This is a genomic window from Microbacterium sp. SORGH_AS_0454, from assembly GCF_031453395.1.
Classification (GTDB): Bacteria; Actinomycetota; Actinomycetes; order Actinomycetales; family Microbacteriaceae; genus Microbacterium.
Map to the genome: position 1 here is coordinate 337,329 of NZ_JAVIYS010000001.1, position 17,933 is coordinate 355,261.

The window sequence follows — 17,933 nt, forward strand, 5'->3', positions numbered from 1 at the left end:
CCGCGCCCGAGTGTAGGGGAACGCCCACCGCCCGACCAACCTGTCATCGGCCGATACGAGCCCGAACCACGAACGTTCACGTTTCCCGCGTATGACGAGAGAAACAGGGTGAGTTGACGGGTGAATTTTGCCTGTTACTGTTCGCGGGAGAGTCCCCGCGCACGCGTGGGATGGGGAGAAGGGCACACATGGCGAAATCTGGCCTACGCCCCGGTGCGTCGCCCTCCGACGCCGACCCGGACGGAACCGCCCCCGCACTCGACCTGAACCCCGCGGAGGAGTCCGTGCCGACCATGACACCGGTGCCCTCCGCGACCCCGACGCCCCCCGCGCACGTTCGCGACCCCTGGCGCGGACGATACCGACGCAACCTCGTGCTCACCGACTTCGCCGCCCTCGTCTGGGTCGTCTACGGCACCCAGCTCCTCTGGTTCGGGCTGGGGAATGCGCAACTCGCCGCGGGGCGTGACAGTCGCATCAGCGACCTGTCGTACTGGGCCTTCTCCGCGATCCTCATCGTCACCTGGATGTGGGCCCTCGCCTTCGTCGATTCGCGCAGCGACCGCGCTATCGGCACGGGTTCCACGGAGTACGTGCGCATCGCCGACGCCAGCTTCCGGCTGTTCGGAACCATCGCCATCATCGCCTTCCTGACGCAGATCGATGTCGCGCGGGGCTATCTGCTGGTGAGTCTGCCGCTCGGCATCCTGGTCCTCTGTTTCACCCGCTGGATGTGGCGACAGTGGCTCGTGGTCCAACGCTCCCGTGGTCGGTACTCCGCGCACGTGCTCCTGGTCGGGTCGCTCCCCTCCGTGACGCAACTCGCCAGGGAGTTCGCCCGCAACCCCAGCGCGGGATACCGCGTCGTCGGCGCCTGCGTACCGAACGGAAGGATCGCCGACACCATCCCCGGCTCGATGGTCCCGATCATGGGACATGTCGGCGACGTGACGCGCGCACTGCACGCGACGGGGGCCGACACGGTCGCGATCACCAGCGCGGACGAGCTTCCCGCCGAGAAGGTGAAGGAGATCTCGTGGAGCCTGGAGGCCGGTCGTCAGCATCTCGTCCTCGCCCCGAGCATCGTCGACATCGCCGGCCCGCGCCTGCACACCAGGCCCGTCGCCGGCCTGCCCCTCATCCACGTCGAGACGCCGAAATTCTCGAGGGGGCAGAGCTTCCTGAAGAGGTCCGTCGACCTGGTGGCCGCGAGCATCGGACTGGTGCTCCTCAGCCCGGTCCTGCTGTTCCTGACCGTCGCGGTGCGGCTGTCGAGCGAGGGTCCGGTCCTCTTCCGCCAGATCCGCGTCGGCTTTCGCGGGCGGGAGTTCACCATGTTCAAGTTCCGCTCGATGGTCGTCAACGCCGAGGAGCTGCGCGCGCAGCTGACCGCCCAGCAGCGGGATTCCGGCAACGAGGTGCTGTTCAAGATGAAGAACGATCCGCGGGTCACGCCTATCGGGCGCGTGATGCGGAAATTCAGCCTCGACGAGCTCCCCCAGCTCTTCAACGTGATCGGCGGCTCGATGTCGCTGGTCGGACCGCGTCCCCCCTTGCCGTCAGAGGTGGCGGTCTACGCCGACCACGTCCACAGACGTTTCCTCGCCAAGCCCGGTATCACCGGCCTCTGGCAGGTCAGCGGGCGATCATCCCTCTCCTGGGAGGATTCGGTGCGACTCGATCTGTCGTACGTGGAGAACTGGACGCTTCTGGGCGATTTCGTCATCCTCGGCAAAACGGCTCGCGCAGCGCTCGCTCCCGGCGAGACCGCTGCGTGACGCGGTCTGCGCCGCCCGCTCCGGCCCTGCTTCTATCGCCGTCGGTTCTCTCCGCGGAAATCTGAAAGGCTCTCATCGTGCGTCTGTCTGTCATAGGTTGCGGATACTTGGGAGCCGTCCACGCGGCGGCGATGGCCTCGATCGGCCACGATGTGGTGGGAATCGACGTCGACGAGCGGAAGATCGAGACGCTGTCGAGGGGCGAAGCGCCGTTCTTCGAGCCCGGGCTGCAGGAGATCCTCACCGAGGGCATCGCCTCGGGGCGGTTGTCCTTCACGACCGACATGTCGGCTGCGCAAGGGGCGGCGGTGCACTTCATCGGCGTCGGCACGCCGCAGCAATCCGGCGGGCACGCGGCGGATCTGACCTACGTCGATGCGGCCGTCGACGCGCTCGCTCCTTTCCTCTCCCCGGGTGATGTGGTCGCCGGCAAGTCGACCGTCCCGGTCGGCACCGCCGCTCGTCTGGCACCGCGGGTGGCCGAGCGCGGCGCGGTGCTCGTGTGGAACCCGGAGTTCCTGCGGGAAGGATGGGCGGTCCAAGACACCGTCGACCCCGATCGATTGGTCGCGGGTGTCCCCTCGAGCGACGGGTCTCCCACCGACGAAGGCGAGCGCACCGCCGAGATCCTCCGCGAGGTCTACCACCCGTCCATCGCCAAGGGGACGCCCTTCATCGTCACCGACTACGCGACGGCCGAACTGGTGAAGGTCGCCGCGAACGCGTTCCTCGCCACCAAGATCAGCTTCATCAACGCCATGGCCGAGATCGCTGAGGTGACGGGCGCCGATGTGACCACCCTGGCCGACGCGCTCGGTCACGACGTCCGAATCGGGCGCCGCTTCCTCGGCGCGGGCATCGGTTTCGGGGGCGGGTGCCTCCCGAAGGACATCCGAGCCTTCTCGGCGCGCGCCGAGGAGCTCGGCCGCGGAGCTTCCGTCGCTTTCCTCCGCGAGGTCGACGCCATCAATCTCCGCCGCCGAGACCGCGCTGTCGAGCTCGCCACCAGCGCGCTGGGCGGCAGCGTCTTCGGTGCGAAGATCGCCGTCCTGGGAGCCGCTTTCAAACCGCACAGCGACGACATCCGCGACTCCCCGGCGCTCGACGTCGCCGTCCGACTGCACGGCCTGGGGGCCCGGGTCACCCTGACGGACCCCGCGGCGATCGACAACGCCCGCCGTATGCACCCGCAACTCACCTACGATGCGGACCTCGATGCCACCCTTCGGGACGCGGACGCGGTCATCGTCGTGACCGAGTGGGACGAGTACCGTCGGCACCTCAGCCCCGAACACGCGGCCTCGTTGGCGCGCGGCCGCATCGTGATCGACGGTCGCAACTGCCTCGATCCGGTGGCGTGGCGCGCCGCGGGATGGACCTATCACGGCATGGGTCGCCCCTGACGACGCAGAACGACCGGCGCCGCTCGCACGAGACCGACCCTCGCCGCCGTTCCTGACTTTTCGGCGATCCCTCGTGACGAAACCCCCGTGCGGCACGTCTTCGTCGTGACGGATCTCGCGTCGCGGCCCCCGGCCGCCCAAACCCCGAGGTCCTGATCGACAAGGAGGATGCCATGCGCAACAAGCTCATCGTGATCGGTGCCGTCGCCCTGCTCGCCTACGTGATCGGCACCCGCAGCCCGCGCGTCCAGGTCAAGAGTCGCGAATCGGTGGGCCACCAGGTGGTGCGTCTGTGGAACGACCCACGCGCCCGCAAGCGCCGCCACAAGGCCGCGAAGAAGGCGGCCGGCGCCGCTGAGAAGCGCGCCCGGAGGACGCTGCGCGATCTGCGGAAGTAGCCCCGGACGCGACCGGGCACGGCCACTGCGGGGTAGGACCGGGCAGGGGGCTCCTCCTCGCGCCCACCCGGTCTGTGCCGTCGCGCGCGGCGGCGTGTGGACCCGAGCGGGGTCGTCGCGGCGATCGCCGTCGCGGCCCACCACTCATCGCCTCTGTCGGAGCCGCCCTTCGGCAGCGTTGCCGTCACTCATCCGTGCCGGATCGTCTGTGGATAACCGGCTGGTGCCTCACGTGCGCATGTATAAATAGGCATGCTTGCGATAACACCCCGCCTCGCTCCCGCCACCGACCCCGACGACCTCCTCGCAGGATTCGCACCACCATGCCGGTCGTGCGGGGGCACCGTCGAGCCCCTCCAGCGGGGACGCGCAGCCTGGTGGCACTGTCCTCGATGCGGCCTCGCTCGAATCGACTGAGCCGCACCCGGCTACGCTGACCACGTGATGGCCAGCATCCTGATCTCGATCACCGCCGTCGTCTCGGCGGTACTCGTCGGGTTCGTCGCGCGTCGGGTCCTCGGGACCGCGGTCGGTTGGCCGCGGAGCATCGTCGTGGGGCTCCTGGTCTTCCTCCTGGGAGTGCCGTCGGCGGGGTGGACCCTGCGACAGACGGGTCTGCCCGATGCCTCGGCATCCATTCCCTCCGAAGACGTGTGGATCTGGGCGGGATTGATCACGCTCTCGCTCGCGTGGGTCTTCGCCCTCGGGGTCGCCGCCCTCGTGGCGAGCGAGGCGATCTTCCCGACCCGCCCGCTGCCCAACCCGATCGATGTGGTCCGGGCCGCGCTCCGCCAGCGCAAGCGGACCCGACGGTATCTGGAGATCCTCGCGATCGCGTCGCGCCACGGCGTCGGTTGGCTCTTCCACGGCGGCCGCGCCCGCGTGGAGGAGCAGCTCAGCACCTCCGAGGAACGTGCCCGCGCCATTGTGGCGACCCTGAACGACGCCGGCGTCAGCTTCGTCAAGCTGGGCCAGGTGCTGTCCACCCGACGAGACCTCGTGCCGGAGCCGTACCTGAGCGCCCTCGCCTCTCTGCAGACGAATGCGACGACCCTCCCCTGGGACACCGTGCGATCGGTCATCGAAGCAGACCTGGGGCGATCCATCGACTCCGTGTTCGCCGAGGTCGATCCCCTTCCCCTTGCCGCAGCCTCGGTCGCACAGGTGCACCGGGCCCGACTGCTCGACGGCACGGCCGTGGTCGTCAAAGTGCAGCGACCCGCGGCTCGCGCGCAAGTGGAGGCGGATGCCGACATCATCGGGCGTCTCGCTCATCGAGCCGAGGCGCGCACGCGCGTCGGTCGCGACCTCCGGATCGAGTCCGTCGCCCGCGGGTTCACCGCCACTCTGCTCGAGGAGCTCGACTATCGCATCGAGGCACGCAACACCCAGATGATCGGATCGACCCTCGAACTGATCGATCGCGCGGAGCCCGACCGACGAGGCCTCATCACCGTCCCGGACATCTTCTCCGAGGCCTCCGGCCAGCGAGTGCTCACGATGGGGCTCGTCGACGGAACGGCTCTGAGCGACTCCGCGGCTCGAATCGCCCTCCTCGACCCCGCCCAGCGCGATCGCCTCGCGGAGACACTGATGGCGACGGTCCTCGAGCAGATCCTGGTCTACGGGGTGTTCCACGCCGACCTGCACCCGGGCAACGTCGTGCTGAAGACCGACGGCACCCTCGGCCTCATCGATTTCGGCGCCGTCGGCATCATCGAGCGGAGCCGACGCCAGCACATGACGGCTTTCCTCCTCGCCGCTCTCAGCGAGAACGATGTCGCGGCCACCGACGCGCTCCTGCTCATCGTCGATGCGCCCGAAGACGTGGATCTGGAGGCCTTCCGGCATGACATCGGCGTCGTCCTGACCACGGAGCATCTGCGCACGAGCGGTCACGGCTCGATCTTCACCCGGATGGTCGATGTGATCCGCCAGCATCACATCGCTTTGCCGGGCGAGCTGGCTTCCGCCTTCCGCAGTTTCGCCACCCTCGAGGGCTGTCTCCGGGTCATCGTCGACGAGTTCGACATGGTCGGTCGGGCGCTTCCCCTCATGCCGACCCTGCTGCGCCGGACGGTGTCGGTCAAACGCATGGCCACCGACGCCCAGGCCCAGGCGGTGATCGCCCTCGCTCGTCTCGAACAGATACCGCGCCGCCTCGATGCGCTGCTCACCGGGGTTGAGAAGGGCTCCATCGGCATCACCCTTCGCAGCGCCGACGGAGAGGACGTCAGCGGCATCCTCGGTCGGGCCACGGGCGAGATCGCCTCCACCCTGGTCTCGATCGCAGCGGTGGTCATCGCCGTGGTCCTGGTGATCGCGGGGGGAGGCCCCGTCCTCGGGGGATCCATCACGTTGTTCGCGGTGCTCGGCGCGGTGGTCGGGCTCTTCGGCTTCCTCGGTCTCCTTCGTATCGTGCGCAGAACGTTCGGCCGCCGCGGCTGAGGCCTGCGCACCCGGGGGCACTCTCTCGGAACGGGCGGCGCGTGTCTACAGTGTTCCGTGCCCACCGATCGATCGTCTTCCCGTCGCCGCTACGTCGCGACGGCGGTGACGGCCGTCTATCTCGCCGCCCTGGGCGTCATCCTGCTCTGGCCCGACCATCTCGACCGCAACGCGGGCGCCGCGTACGCCGTCCTCTACGAGCTCTTCCCCGGGGCGACCCCCCGAACCATGGACTTCGGTCTCAACGTCGTCCTGTTCGTCCCTTTCGGCGTCGTCCTGGGGGTGGTCCTGAGAGGACACCCATGGCGGCTCCTCGGTATCGCCTGCGCCGTCCCGCTTCTCGTCGAGATCTTCCAGGGGGTCTTCCTCCCCGGGCGTACGAGCAGCGCTGTCGATGTGGTCGCCAACGCGCTGGGTGCTCTCATCGGGGCGGCCGCGATGGCTCTGGGGCGGAGACTGCTCATCGACCGACGCACTCGACCCCGTCGCTGACTTCACCGGGGTCAGTCGATGTCGCGCTCCGGTCCGAGGAGGCCGCTGATCTCGGCGTCGCTCCGGACACCGGCCACGAGCGCGCGGGCGGCATGCACCGGGACGGACACGGATACGCCGACACCGGTCTCCACGACGACCCAGGTCTCGACGTCTGCGGCTCGCCGCAGCAGGCCGATCTCCACCTCGGTGGCGACGCCGACGCCGTGCACCTCGGAGTCGCGCACGCGAGCGCTGACCCCGATACCCGCACTGCGGTGGTCTTCATCGTCGGGATGAACGGTTGCGCCGTGCTCGGTGACGCACCAGGCGAAAACACACCCCCGGGCGTCTCGGTTCTGTTCGTTTCGCCGTGCAGTCATGCGTGACACCTCTCTGTCGGGGCCGTCGCTGTCGGCGACCCTGAAACCGGTGGGCACGAACGCATTACATCGCGAACCTCCGACACCGCCCTCACCGACCGGGAGGGAGACCCTTCGGCGGGGTGGGGATCAGGTCACGAAGCGGGATGCCGAGCACGTCCGAGAGCGCGACGAGGGTCCGAAGGCGCGGATTCGCGGCGGTGCCGGGATTGGACTCGCCCTTTTCGAGCTTCCGATAGGTGAAGGTCGCGAGGCCCGCCGCGTGGGCGACCTGCTCCTGGGACATTCGCTTCTCGGCGCGGGCGCGGATCATTCGCACGCCCAGCTCGCGGGCGAACTCTGTCCAGGGGTCGGGCGCGTCGTTCATGAGACCAGCTTGATCGGCGGTCAACGCTCACGTGAACATGTTTACATGCCTCCCATCGACACGCGGGGCTCTCCGTCGCGGTGACCCGAACGGGTGGCACGCCTGCGCAACCAGGTGAGGTGGCGGGTGAGCATCGGGGCGCCGGGGGCTCGCTGTCTCGGGGCGAACGCGCGGACGACCCGCGACGGCATGCGGCTTTCGCCGGTTTCACCCGACACCGCACGACCAGGCGCCGGGGCCGGGCACCCGACCGAGGCACAAGAGTCCCGCCGCCCATCGGCCTCCCGTCCGCGGAACAGGGCTCCCGAAGAGCCCTCCGAGCGGCGAACGGGGAGCGCTCAACGCTGTGCGTCTCACTCACCGAGTCGCCCGAACCCCGGCCGCGGCTCACCCCCTAACGGCGCCGTCTCCGCGCCCCGGACATCGACGCCCCTCGGCTGGGTCGCGGGTGCCGACGCTCGGTGGGCGCGTCCGCCCACACCCCCAATCCGCCGGCCAGATCCACACTCCCCTGCTTCCGGGAAGGACAGAGAGCGACCTGGAGAGGGTGATGCGGAAGGGGTGAGAAGGGGATGACGCGGGGGGTGAAAGAGGTCGCATTCGCCACCTCGTCGCGCGCATCACCCCCAGGATCGTGTCGACGAGGCGTCGCTTCGCCACGTCGACCGCCGACCCACCCGAAGGGGCGGCGGTCCTTCCCCACATGGAGGTTCGAATGTTGATCGATGCGGATGCCGCTCCCGCCGGCGCACGAGCCGCCCGCCGCACGAGCCGGTTCTGGGCGCCACGCCCTGAGGCACTGGACCGCCTCGGAGCAGCCTTGGGCAGTGACGTCGTCCTGCTTCGCGGCCCGGCCGGCGTCGGGAAGACGTCGCTTCTGCGTCAGTTCGCGGCAACGCTCGAGGCAGACCCGGAGCGCGGCGTCCAATCCATCGACGGCAGCCTCACCTCACCGGAGGCCCTCCCCCGCATCGTCGAAGCCTTCGCGGACGGGCCCGCCTCCCACGTCCTGCTGATCGACAATCACGTCGAGGGACTCGGACTCTCGACCGATCACCTCCTCCACCTCCTGCGTGCCGACAGCAGCCTTCGAATCGTGGTCGCCACCCGTCAGCCGACCGGCCTCGAGAGCCCGCTCATCGCTCTCGAGTTCGATGTGCAGGTGCTGCCCGCGTGCGACTTGCTCATGACCCGCGACGAGGTGGCATCCGTCCTGACCCTGAACGGGGTCGAATCGACCGAGATCGCCGTCGACGAGCTGGTGGCGCTCACCCACGGGTGGCCCGCCCTCGTCCAGCTGGCGAGCGCACGACTGCGCCTGGAGGGCCTCCCCCTGCGCACGCGAGCCGAAGCCGCCGCCGCGGCGGCGTATGCGGGCACCACCTTCACCCACGACATGGAAGAGCGTCTGGCCATGCCGGTGACAGACGACGTCCGCTTGCTGGCGGTCGCCCCTTATGTCACCGAGTCGCTCGCGGACGCCCTGGGCCTCGACTCGACGACGGGTACGACGCGTGATCTCCTCGACCACCTCCAGAGCGCGGGCTTCGTCTGGCCCAGCGCGACGCGCGTTCTCCTGGCCGAGCCGGTTCGCGAGCGCTGGCTGGAGGAGATCTCCGCTCGGCAGCCTGCGCTCGTGTCCGCGGCGAGGCTGCGTCTGCTCGACCATCTCATGTCGGGAGGGGAGCCGCTCCTCGCGGCCCAGCTCGCGGCAGACGCACAGCAGTGGACGACCCTGGCCCGCGTCCTTCGACGGTCGGGGCCGGAGATCTGGGCGCGCAACGCCGACGGCTTCTCGCGCATGCTCGGCCAGCTGAGGTCCAACTCTTCGGTCTCGCCGGTCGTCGTCGACGCATTGCTCGCGCTCGACCCCGATACCGCAGCGTCCCCGGAGACCCCGTCGCTCGCCGCCTCCGTCCTCAGTGACCTTCCCGACGCCAAGAGCGTCGCCGTGGGGGATGCCGAGGCCCTCATCATCCGCGCGGGCCTGCACCGCGCCGCGGGGCGGTTCGCTCTCGCCGGCGAAGCGTCCGGCATGCTGTCCGACGCCCTCCGCGGAGCGCAGGACCTCGATCCCGAGACGGCGGCGGAGGGGTGGTATCAGGTCGCGATGACCTTCCTCGCGATGGGCAGACTGCGGGACGCGAGCGTGTCCATGACGCTCTCCGATCGAGTCGCGCCGCCCGCCCACAGGCTCCGTGCTCGCGGAGCGCTGGCCGTCATCGCCCTCCTCGAGGGCGACGTCCGCACGGCGCGCTCCATCGTGGAGGAGAACAGCACAGACAGCTGGGTGGCCTCGCCGTGGGGAGAAGGGCTCCGACTGGCATCCGCGTGGGTTCTGCTCGAAGCCGGAGAAGCCGGAGAAGCCCGCGCCCTTCTCGACGCTCTGCCCGCGACCGCCGCGGCTCGGGAATTGTGGCCCTTCGCTGCCTCGACCCACATCCTGTCGTGCCTGCTGTCGGGCGCAGCGTCCGACGCACTCGGGCTCTTCCGCACCTGGATGGCACGAGCCCGAAGCACCCCGCCATCGCACTATCAGTCGGTGCAGATCCTCATGACGCGGGCGAAAGTGCTGATCGCGCTCCGGCAGGCACGAGAGGCGCTCGCGCTGTTCGAGGGCCCTTTCGCGCTCTCCTCTCTCACCGCTCCCGCTATCGCCCTGTCGCAGCTGTACGCCGGGCGATCACACGAGGCGTTCGTCATGAGCGTCAAGTGGGGGCTCCACCACGAACCCTCCCCGCGGGCTGCTCTCGAAAGCTTGGTCGTGAGCGTCGTGGCGGACGTGCGACTGAACGGCGTCAGCTCACACCGCTCCACCGTTCAACGCGCCGAGGCCTTGAGCATCCGGCATGATCTGTGGAGCCCGTGGAGCGCTGTCGCGCCCGAGGACCGCGCACGGGTCATCAAGATCCTCTCGTCTTCGTCACGCGAGCAGATCGAGGCGAGGACGTCGTTGTTCGCGTCCTCGGTCAGCGTGCCTCGTCTGACCAAGCGCGAGCATGTGGTGTTGAGCCAGCTCACTCCGACCTCGACGATCGCCGACATCGCGCGTGCGCTCGTCGTGTCGCCGAACACCGTCAAGACGCAGCTGCAGAGTCTCTATCGCAAGCTCGAGGTGTCGGACCGCTCGAGTGCGATTCGCGCCGCACACGCCTGGGGGCTCATCGAGAACGACCTGGACGCGTGACGGTACGGTCTCGCCGCCGTCGGCGTGACCGCCCCATCATCAGGCGCGCGGCAGCGAGCAGCACGACGACGACCAGGATGCCGGGAACCGACAGCGGCACGCCCGCTCCCCGAAGGACGGCGAGGATGACGACGAAAGCGGCCACGGGCGCCAGCCAGGCGAGGACGCGGAGCAATCGTCGGAGGGTCACGGCTCCCACGCTAATGCGTCACACGTCGGGCATCTTCGCGCGGGCTCGTCGTTCGTCGGCGGCGACCTGCAGACCGAACACCCCGAACCACGCGATGGCCAAGGTGGCGGCGGTGAACTCGAGGTTCCCACCGAGCGTCGTGTCGCCCCGGGAGAGAGCGATCATCGCGCCACTGAACGATGTCAGACCGACAGCGACGAGCGTGACGACGGAAGCCGCGCGCATCCAGGGGCGCCGCCGGATGGCGGCGACCTGCCCCATCGCGACGATCGCCAGGACGAACCCGAGGACGGCGAAGGAGATGTGGATCAGATCCTGAGGGAGGGCTCCCTCCGTGAAGGGAATGGGGCATCCGGGCGAGCAGGTGACGACAGATGCCACCCCGAAGCACAACCCGCACACGAGCAGCGTCGTGGCGACGGGCCACCCGACGACATATCCCCCGCCCCGAAGCACCAAGGACCGGTCGACGAGGACGGCGGCGATCGCGAGCAGGAGAAGAGCCGTGTTGAAAAGGGGCGCGGTCGGCATCGCCGTGGCGCCGAGCTGGCTGACGTACTGCACGCTCGGCTCCCACAAGCGACAGACCCAGATGAGCACCGCGCTGAGGAAAGCCGCGATACCCCCGGCCGTCGCCAAGCGGACGACGGGTGCGGTTCGCGTCCGGGCTACCCGCGTGACGGGCCGCTCGACGGTCTCGGTCATCGGCTCCTCCTCCAACGGGCTCGGCCACACTATCGTCTCGCCCTCGCTGCACCCGGCATCGGGGTGATCTGTGGGCCTGCGGGGGTGATATCCGGGCGCTGAAGCCGACGATCACCGTCAATGGGGCTGATGCTGTTCTGTGCGGGCAGAGAACAGCCTCACGTGCGTGCCGGGGGGCCGCACTGTTCGACGCTGATTCTCTGCCCGCGCCTCATCGCATCGCGTATCCGTCACAGGGAAGACCACACACCTCTTCCGCGTGACAGGTAGAGCGGACACGCGGGGCGGCACCATTGCTCACCCACCGCCTCTGCGCGATGCTCAATCGCCGCGACGCCGACGGCGTCCTCGCGAGATGACGAAGACCGCGCCGACGACGATGACGGCCGCCGCCAGGAGCGGGATCAAGACGAAGGCGAACCGCCCCGCCTCGGCTTCCGGGGCGGGCTCCTCCTGCACCGCGCCCGCGACAAGGGACTCACCCGAGCTGATCGAGATGCTGATTCCACGCGCCGTCGGGCTCGCCGTGCTGTCCTCGTGGAGCGACGCGGTGCCGCTGTCGCGGACGACCTGCGTCGGAACCACGGCATCGGCAGGCCCCGAGGGAAGGAGGAACAGCGCAGCGATGAGGGCGGTGGCGGACAGTGCGGTGGTGATGGAGCGCACGGACGGATCCCTTCGTCGGAGCCGCTACGGTAACCAGCGACGGCCCCTCCCGAGCGGTGGTAGACGCGGCCGCCCGCAACCGGTATGACCTTCGCAGGCACTCCGCGCATAGGCTGTCGACAAGCCCGCAACCGGAGGAAGGGGTGCGATGGACTCGCGGTCTCCACGCCCGATCGGGTTCGCGCTGTGCGTCGTCGCGGTGATGGTGCTGGCCGCCCCGACGCTCGTCCTTCCCGCCGATTCCCCGACCGAGCCCAAGCTCGTCTTCGCCGCCGCCGGAGCGATCATCTTCGCTGTCGCCGTTCTACGGATTCGCCGAGAGCCCGCCGCGCGGGCCCCGGAGGCGCGTTCAGACGACGACGTCAGCGATCGCTGAGAGCGGCGATCTCTTCAGGGCTGAGGATCGAGATCGGTTCGGTGGGTACATCCCACGTCGGAAGGGTCTTCACATCTGCTCCTGTGACGGATTCGAGGGCGTGAGCCGAGAGCTGAGGGCTCGGAGTACCCGAGACCAGGACACGGTGCAGGATGCGCGCCGAGACGAGGCGGACTCGCCCAAAGCCGACCGAGCGGTGGCCGCGTCGGCGTACGTGCCGACGTATCGCGCGTGACAGTCGAACACGAAGAACGCCTCGGGCGAGCGGCGATCCACGTAGCCGGCGAAGTCCCCGTCCCGCCGGGCGACCGAGAGGTCGTCGTCGAGCCGCGACCAGACGATCGCCCCGACGAGGGGACGGGGCGCCGACAGGATCACGCCGCGCGGACGAGGGAGCGCGTCGGCTTCGACGTCGCAGCCGTCCGCACCGGAGCGGACGCCGCGGCGGGCTCGTCGAGAGCGATGTCGAGGCTGAGACCGCGCGACGAGTTGGCGTCGTTGGCCATGCGCTTCAGCAGGTTCTGATCGAGCGCCTCGGGCTGTTCCGAATCGAAGACGAAGCGCAGGGGAATCGACGGCTGCAGCCAGATGGTCGAACGACCGGTCGGCTCGTCCTGTCCGTGGACCCACGACAGGGTGAAGCTCTCTCCCCGGCGGAGCTTGGTCGCGACGACGACCTTGACGTGCGCCAACATGCGGTCGTCGATGCTGATCGGCTCGGTTGTCGTGCCGTAGTAAAGCTTCGCCATGATGTACCCCTCTGATCGTTGCTCGCAATTTAACTTACTAGGTAGACTAGCGAATAGGCAAGCGAGATATTAGGAGCCCGATGTCGATCGAGAAGACGGCACCTCCGTCGTACTGGTACAGCGACAGCACCGACGATGAGCGTGGAGCGCGGGTCATGGAGGCGATGCGGGCCTACCGTTCGGCCGAGATGGCGATGCGCCGGCGCACGCAGGGCTCGATGGCCATGGGAGAGAACGAGCTGCTCGTGCTTCGGTTCCTGACCAGGGCCACCTCCTCCGGCCGCGATGTCACTCCGGTCGATCTGGCGCGTCACCTCGGTGTCTCCACGGCCTCCGTGACCGCCCTCCTGGACCGACTCGAGCGATCCGGGCATCTGGAGCGCCGCCCGCACCCCTCCGACCGGCGGAAGGTTCTCGTCTCCACCACCTCCCACGCCGATGAGGAGATGCGGGACACCCTCGCCTCCATGCACGACCGCATGATGCAGGCCACTCGCGGTATGACCGAGAGCGAGACCGTAGCGGTCACCGCTTTCCTTCAGCGCATGCGATGCGCCGTCGCCGACGTGTGCGACACGGCGGGCCCGTCGTGCTGTGCGCTGATCGCGGAGCGGGCGGACGCTCCCATCGTCCGTTCCGCCGGGGACATCGCTCCCCCGAACGCCGCCTGACGGGCGGTCACTCCGCGACGCGGATCACCTCGGCGATCACGCGCGGGTCGGCGAGCACGCGGAAGTGCCCGCCTCCGGCGAGCACGACGTTGCGGGCACCGGCGAGCTCGCTTCCCTCGGGGATATGCGGGTCGAACGGACCGAACACCGAGACGATGCGCGTATTCACCGCGGCCGACGCGGCGAGCGCCTTCATCGTCGCGTCGCCCGAGGCGAAGGCACGCAGCGAAGGCGTCGGCATGAGGCGGCTGTACCGAGACCCGCCGAACGGAGTGGCGACCGCAACCATCGCACGCACGCGCTCACCGGCAGGGCTGAAGGCCATGACGTGCTTGCCGATGAGTCCGCCCTTGCTGTGCGCGACGAGCACCACGTCGTCCAGACCCCGAGAGAGCAGCAGGGCGGCAACCCGTCCGGCGGATTCCGCGATCGGTCGCCGGTTGCCGCCGAGTTCCGTCACGACGTGCACGGGGTGGCCGCGTTCGTGGAGGGCCCGCGCGAGCGGCTCGAGGAAGCGCCAGGTCTCGTAGATGCCCGGGAGCAGGACGACCGGCGTGCCTTCGCCCTCGGCGAGGAGGTCCGCGGCGTCGCGGCCGAGAAGAGCCCGTGCCTGGGCGCGAATCGCGTAGACGTAGTCGCGCGCCCACCATCCCGCGTCGCGCAGAACGGTACGGATCCGCTGCGGCACGGTGGTCACGGCGTCCTTCGACATTCCTTCATCGTGCCGCGCCGACGCACGCGGGCCGGGCGGGTTGCCGCACACATCGAGCCGTGCGATGCAACCCCGGGATCAGCGAATCGGGGTCGACCGTACCGTGTGGCCATGGACATCTCAGACATCCGCTGGAACGAGCCCGCCCGCCAGAAGATCCTCGACGACGCCGACGCCGTGCTGCGCGAGGCCGTCGTCGCGATCGCCCGTGACAGCGACGGGATCTCGTCGGACGAGGCGTTCGCGCAGATCAATGCGCGCATCAAGGATCGCTTCATCGACTACGAGCCCGGCCCGGACATCCGTACGTACGCGGACGCCATCGCGGCGGGCGAGATCCCCACGGACTCCTGAGCCGCGGACGAGAGGAGACCCCGTGCGCATGCACGGGGCCTCCTTCGCATTACCTGAGAGGACGCTCGGCACCGTCGGCAGCGGCGTAGCCTTCCGGTACCCGGCCCCGGCATCGCCGGCGCGGACGACGTCGATCTCGGCGTCTCCGACGACTCCCGCCCGTCGAGCCCGCCCCCCATACGGGGCTCCGGACGGGAGTCGTCGTCCGGGTCAGCTGTCTTCGCCGTAGCCGCGGATGCTGCGGATGTCGTCTTCGAGCTCTCGCTGCGCGGGGTCGTCGTCCTCGTGGACTGCGGCGTCGGCGGCACCGCTGCTGCTGCGCGCCCGCCTTCTTCTCTTCCACGCCCGCGTCGGTCGCGCCGTCCATGACGGGGGCGTCCTGCGTCTCTTCGCGATCGGTCATCGTGGTCCTCCTCGAACAGGTCGTTTCCGGCATCCTGCGGCCTCGAGGGCGTCAGCGGCCGGGGCTTGCGCTCCCCCGGCCGCGGATGCTCACTGCCCGTGGTGTCCCGGGTGGCGACGCTCGAGCGCCGAGCCTTCGACGTCGACGTTCGGCACGATGCGATCGAGCCACTTGGGCAGCCACCAGGCGGCGCCGCCCAGCACGTGCATGATCGCGGGCATCAGCAGCATACGAACGATGAACGCGTCGAAGAGCACTCCGAGGCCGAGCCCTAGACCGAACGATTTGATGATGACGGCCTCCGAGGTGATGAAGCCCGAGAACACCGAGATCATGATGATCGCCGCAGCGATCACCACGGTGCGGCCCGCCCGGAAGCCCTGCGCCACGGCCAGCCGCGGAGCGGCGCCGTGCGCCCAGGCCTCACGCATGCCGGTGGTCAGGAACAGCTGGTAATCCATCGCCAGGCCGAACAGGATGCCGACCAGGATCACCGGCAGGAAGCTCAGGATCGGTCCGGGGTTGTGTACCCCGAACAGGCCGCCGAGCCATCCCCACTGGAAGACCGCGGTGACTGCTCCGTACGTCGCGAACAGGGACAGCACGAAGCCGAGGGTGGCGATCAGCGGTACGAGCAGAGAGCGGAAGACCATGACCATGATGAGGAACGACAGACCGACGACGACCACGAGGTAGATCGGCAGAACGTCCGCCAACCCCTCGGAGATGTCGATGTTGATGGCCGCCGCGCCCGCGACGCCGAGGTCGATGTCTCCGTCGACAGGGGGGAGCGACCGCAGGTCGCGCACCAGCCGATCGGTGGACACCGCGTTCGGCCCCTCGGCGGGGATGACCTGGAAGGCGGCGAGCGTGCGGTCCTCGGACACCGCGACGGGTGCCACCGCCACCACGTCGTCCTGAGAGAAGAGCTCGCGGGCCACGTCGAGCTGCAGGCCCTGGACGTCGGCCTCGGCGGTACCGGCGGGGAGCGCGGCCGTCACGAGAAGCGGGGCGTTGGATCCGGCGCCGAAAGCCTCCTCGCTCCAGGTGAAGGCTTTGTACCCGGTGGAGTCCTCGGCTTCGCTACCGCCGTCGGGCAACCCCAGGCGCATCGAGAGAGCGGGGATGGCGATCACGAGAAGCACCACGGTCGCCACGAGCATGGTCACGGTGGCGCGCACCGTCGACATCGGGCGCACGGCCCGTCCGTTCGTCGCGACCGGGCCGGTCTCGGCTCGGGCGGCGCGGCGCGGGTGCTCGACGGCGCCGGATGCGGCGGTCGCGCGAGCGCGCGCCTTGCGGCCGAGGATGCGCATGCCCGCGAGCCCGAGCAGGGCGGGAGTCAGCGACACGGCGATCAGCACCGCGACGAGGACGCTCACCGCCCCCGCGGTTCCCATCAGGCCGAGGAACGGGATGCCGGTGATGTTCAGCGCCAGCAACGCGACGATGACCGTGGACCCGGCGAAGACGACGGCGTTGCCCGCCGTCCCGTTGGCGAGCCCGATCGATTCGCGGACATCCGCCCCCGACAGAAGCTGCTTGCGGTGGCGGTAGAGGATGAAGAGCGCGTAGTCGATGCCGACCGCGAGCCCCAGCATCACCCCGAGGAAGGGCGTGACGGATGCCATCTGGATCACACCCGAGAACGACAGCGTCGCCATGGCACCGATCGCCACGCCGACGATCGCGGTGGCGATCGGGAACGAGGCCGCCAGGAGCGATCCCAGCACGACGACGAGGACGATGCCGGCGATGGCGACGCCCACGACTTCGCCGACCCCGAAGATCTCGGGCACGCCCTGCGAGATCTCGGTGTTGAACGCCACGCCGACACCGGGAACCGGGTCGGCGGTGAAGTGCTCGACGACCGCTTCCTTCGACGCCTCGGTGAGTTCAAGTCGGGGCTTGTCGAACGAGACGTTGACGATCGCCGTCGAGCCGTCTTCGGACACCAGACGGATGGCATCCGCGAAGCCGAGCAGCTCGGCACCGTCGTCGAGCTGGGTCTGCTGGGCGTCGATCTGGGCGAGGCCTTCGGTCAGCTGCGCCTGCTGCTGCTCGAGAGCGGAGCGCTGCTGGTCGATCTGCTGCTGCTGCGCCTGGAGGGCGGACAGCTGCCTCTGCTTCTGGGCAGCGGGCAGCGGCGCGGCCTCGACCTGCGCCTTCCCCTGGTCGAGCTGCTGCTGGCCGGCCTCGAGCTGGGCCTTGCCGGCGTCGAGCTGCTGCTGGCCCGATTGCGCCTGGCCTCGAGCCGCATCGAGTTTCTGCCGGCCGTCGACGACCTGCTGACGCTGGTCCTCGAGCTGCTGCTGAGCGCTGAACGGGTCGGTGACGCGAGCCACGTCGGGCAGGTCGCTCGCCGAGGACACCAGGGCCGAGATCGCGGTCCGCTGGTCGTCGGTGAGGCTCGAGCCGTCATCGGTGCGGAAGACCACGGCCCCGGAGGCGCCGGAGAAGTCGGGAAGCTCGCCCTGAAGTTCGGAGATCACGTCTCCGGATGCCGTTCCCGGGATGTCGAAACTCGAGCTGAGCCCCTTGTACCCGACGAGGAAGCCGCCCACGACGACGCCGAGGATCACGGCCCAGGCGACGATCACCGTCCACGCGCGGCGCGCCGCGAACGTTCCGAGGCGGTGCAGCAGTTCAGCCATGGGGATGTTCCTCTCGTG

At 69.2% G+C, this 17,933-nt stretch carries 17 protein-coding genes; 9 read left to right on the forward strand and 8 right to left on the reverse strand.

The window, feature by feature from the left end; genetic code table 11:
• Nucleotides 1–293: 293 nt before the first annotated feature.
• From QE454_RS01525 to QE454_RS01545, 5 genes are all read left to right on the forward strand, one after another.
• Nucleotides 294–1,778 carry a sugar transferase gene (locus tag QE454_RS01525; protein ID WP_210072712.1) on the forward strand — a complete coding sequence of 495 codons (1,485 nt, stop codon included), beginning with the start codon at nt 294–296 and terminating at the stop codon, nt 1,776–1,778.
• Nucleotides 1,779–1,855: 77 nt separating this feature from the next.
• Nucleotides 1,856–3,181 carry a UDP-glucose/GDP-mannose dehydrogenase family protein gene (locus QE454_RS01530; RefSeq protein WP_210072303.1) on the forward strand — a complete coding sequence of 442 codons (1,326 nt, stop codon included), beginning with the start codon at nt 1,856–1,858 and terminating at the stop codon, nt 3,179–3,181.
• A 173-nt stretch (nt 3,182–3,354) separates the two neighbouring features.
• Nucleotides 3,355–3,579, forward strand: coding sequence for a hypothetical protein (locus QE454_RS01535; RefSeq protein WP_210072304.1), 225 nt, complete (start codon nt 3,355–3,357; stop codon nt 3,577–3,579).
• 444 nt (nt 3,580–4,023) lie between these two features.
• Nucleotides 4,024–6,027: an AarF/ABC1/UbiB kinase family protein gene (locus tag QE454_RS01540; protein WP_307458743.1), complete on the forward strand. Its 2,004-nt coding sequence runs from the start codon at nt 4,024–4,026 to the stop codon at nt 6,025–6,027.
• Between the two features lie 57 nt (nt 6,028–6,084).
• Nucleotides 6,085–6,519: a VanZ family protein gene (locus QE454_RS01545; RefSeq protein WP_307458740.1), complete on the forward strand. Its 435-nt coding sequence runs from the start codon at nt 6,085–6,087 to the stop codon at nt 6,517–6,519.
• A gap of 11 nt (nt 6,520–6,530) precedes the next feature.
• Here QE454_RS01545 and QE454_RS01550 read toward each other — a convergent pair whose 3' ends face one another.
• Both QE454_RS01550 and QE454_RS01555 read right to left on the reverse strand, forming a co-directional pair.
• Nucleotides 6,531–6,881, reverse strand: a complete 351-nt coding sequence (locus QE454_RS01550) for a hypothetical protein (protein WP_307458737.1) — start codon at nt 6,879–6,881, stop codon at nt 6,531–6,533.
• Between the two features lie 91 nt (nt 6,882–6,972).
• Nucleotides 6,973–7,248, reverse strand: a complete 276-nt coding sequence (locus QE454_RS01555) for a helix-turn-helix transcriptional regulator (protein ID WP_210072308.1) — start codon at nt 7,246–7,248, stop codon at nt 6,973–6,975.
• Between the two features lie 715 nt (nt 7,249–7,963).
• On the opposite strand from QE454_RS01555, the gene QE454_RS01560 reads away from it, so the two are divergent.
• Nucleotides 7,964–10,435 carry a LuxR family transcriptional regulator gene (locus QE454_RS01560; protein WP_307458734.1) on the forward strand — a complete coding sequence of 824 codons (2,472 nt, stop codon included), beginning with the start codon at nt 7,964–7,966 and terminating at the stop codon, nt 10,433–10,435.
• On the opposite strand, the gene QE454_RS01565 is transcribed toward QE454_RS01560, so the two are convergent.
• From QE454_RS01565 to QE454_RS01575, 3 genes are all read right to left on the reverse strand, one after another.
• A complete protein-coding gene (locus QE454_RS01565; protein ID WP_210072309.1) occupies nt 10,410–10,625 on the reverse strand; it encodes a hypothetical protein in 216 nt (71 codons plus the stop codon). The two genes, QE454_RS01560 and QE454_RS01565, sit on opposite strands and share 26 nt — an antisense overlap.
• Nucleotides 10,626–10,643: 18 nt before the next feature.
• Nucleotides 10,644–11,330 (reverse strand): DUF998 domain-containing protein, encoded by a 687-nt coding sequence (locus tag QE454_RS01570; RefSeq protein ID WP_307458730.1) that lies wholly within the window; start codon nt 11,328–11,330, stop codon nt 10,644–10,646.
• A gap of 321 nt (nt 11,331–11,651) precedes the next feature.
• Complete coding sequence (locus QE454_RS01575; protein ID WP_307458727.1) at nt 11,652–11,996, reverse strand: hypothetical protein; 345 nt, start codon at nt 11,994–11,996, stop codon at nt 11,652–11,654.
• A gap of 148 nt (nt 11,997–12,144) precedes the next feature.
• Between QE454_RS01575 and QE454_RS01580 the strand changes: the two genes are divergently transcribed.
• Nucleotides 12,145–12,372, forward strand: coding sequence for a hypothetical protein (locus QE454_RS01580; RefSeq protein ID WP_210072312.1), 228 nt, complete (start codon nt 12,145–12,147; stop codon nt 12,370–12,372).
• 374 nt (nt 12,373–12,746) lie between these two features.
• On the opposite strand, the gene QE454_RS01585 is transcribed toward QE454_RS01580, so the two are convergent.
• Nucleotides 12,747–13,121 (reverse strand): hypothetical protein, encoded by a 375-nt coding sequence (locus QE454_RS01585; RefSeq protein WP_307458723.1) that lies wholly within the window; start codon nt 13,119–13,121, stop codon nt 12,747–12,749.
• A gap of 80 nt (nt 13,122–13,201) precedes the next feature.
• Between QE454_RS01585 and QE454_RS01590 the strand changes: the two genes are divergently transcribed.
• The gene (locus QE454_RS01590) at nt 13,202–13,792 is read left to right on the forward strand and encodes a MarR family winged helix-turn-helix transcriptional regulator (protein ID WP_210072315.1); all 591 of its coding nucleotides are present in this window, start codon (nt 13,202–13,204) and stop codon (nt 13,790–13,792) included.
• Nucleotides 13,793–13,799: 7 nt separating this feature from the next.
• On the opposite strand, the gene QE454_RS01595 is transcribed toward QE454_RS01590, so the two are convergent.
• Nucleotides 13,800–14,504 (reverse strand): triacylglycerol lipase, encoded by a 705-nt coding sequence (locus QE454_RS01595; protein ID WP_307458720.1) that lies wholly within the window; start codon nt 14,502–14,504, stop codon nt 13,800–13,802.
• Nucleotides 14,505–14,615: 111 nt separating this feature from the next.
• Here QE454_RS01595 and QE454_RS01600 point away from each other — a divergent pair, with 111 nt between their 5' ends.
• Nucleotides 14,616–14,858, forward strand: a complete 243-nt coding sequence (locus tag QE454_RS01600) for a hypothetical protein (RefSeq protein WP_103206749.1) — start codon at nt 14,616–14,618, stop codon at nt 14,856–14,858.
• Between the two features lie 492 nt (nt 14,859–15,350).
• Here QE454_RS01600 and QE454_RS01605 read toward each other — a convergent pair whose 3' ends face one another.
• Complete coding sequence (locus QE454_RS01605; RefSeq protein WP_309668500.1) at nt 15,351–17,915, reverse strand: MMPL family transporter; 2,565 nt, start codon at nt 17,913–17,915, stop codon at nt 15,351–15,353.
• Nucleotides 17,916–17,933 lie beyond the last annotated feature (18 nt).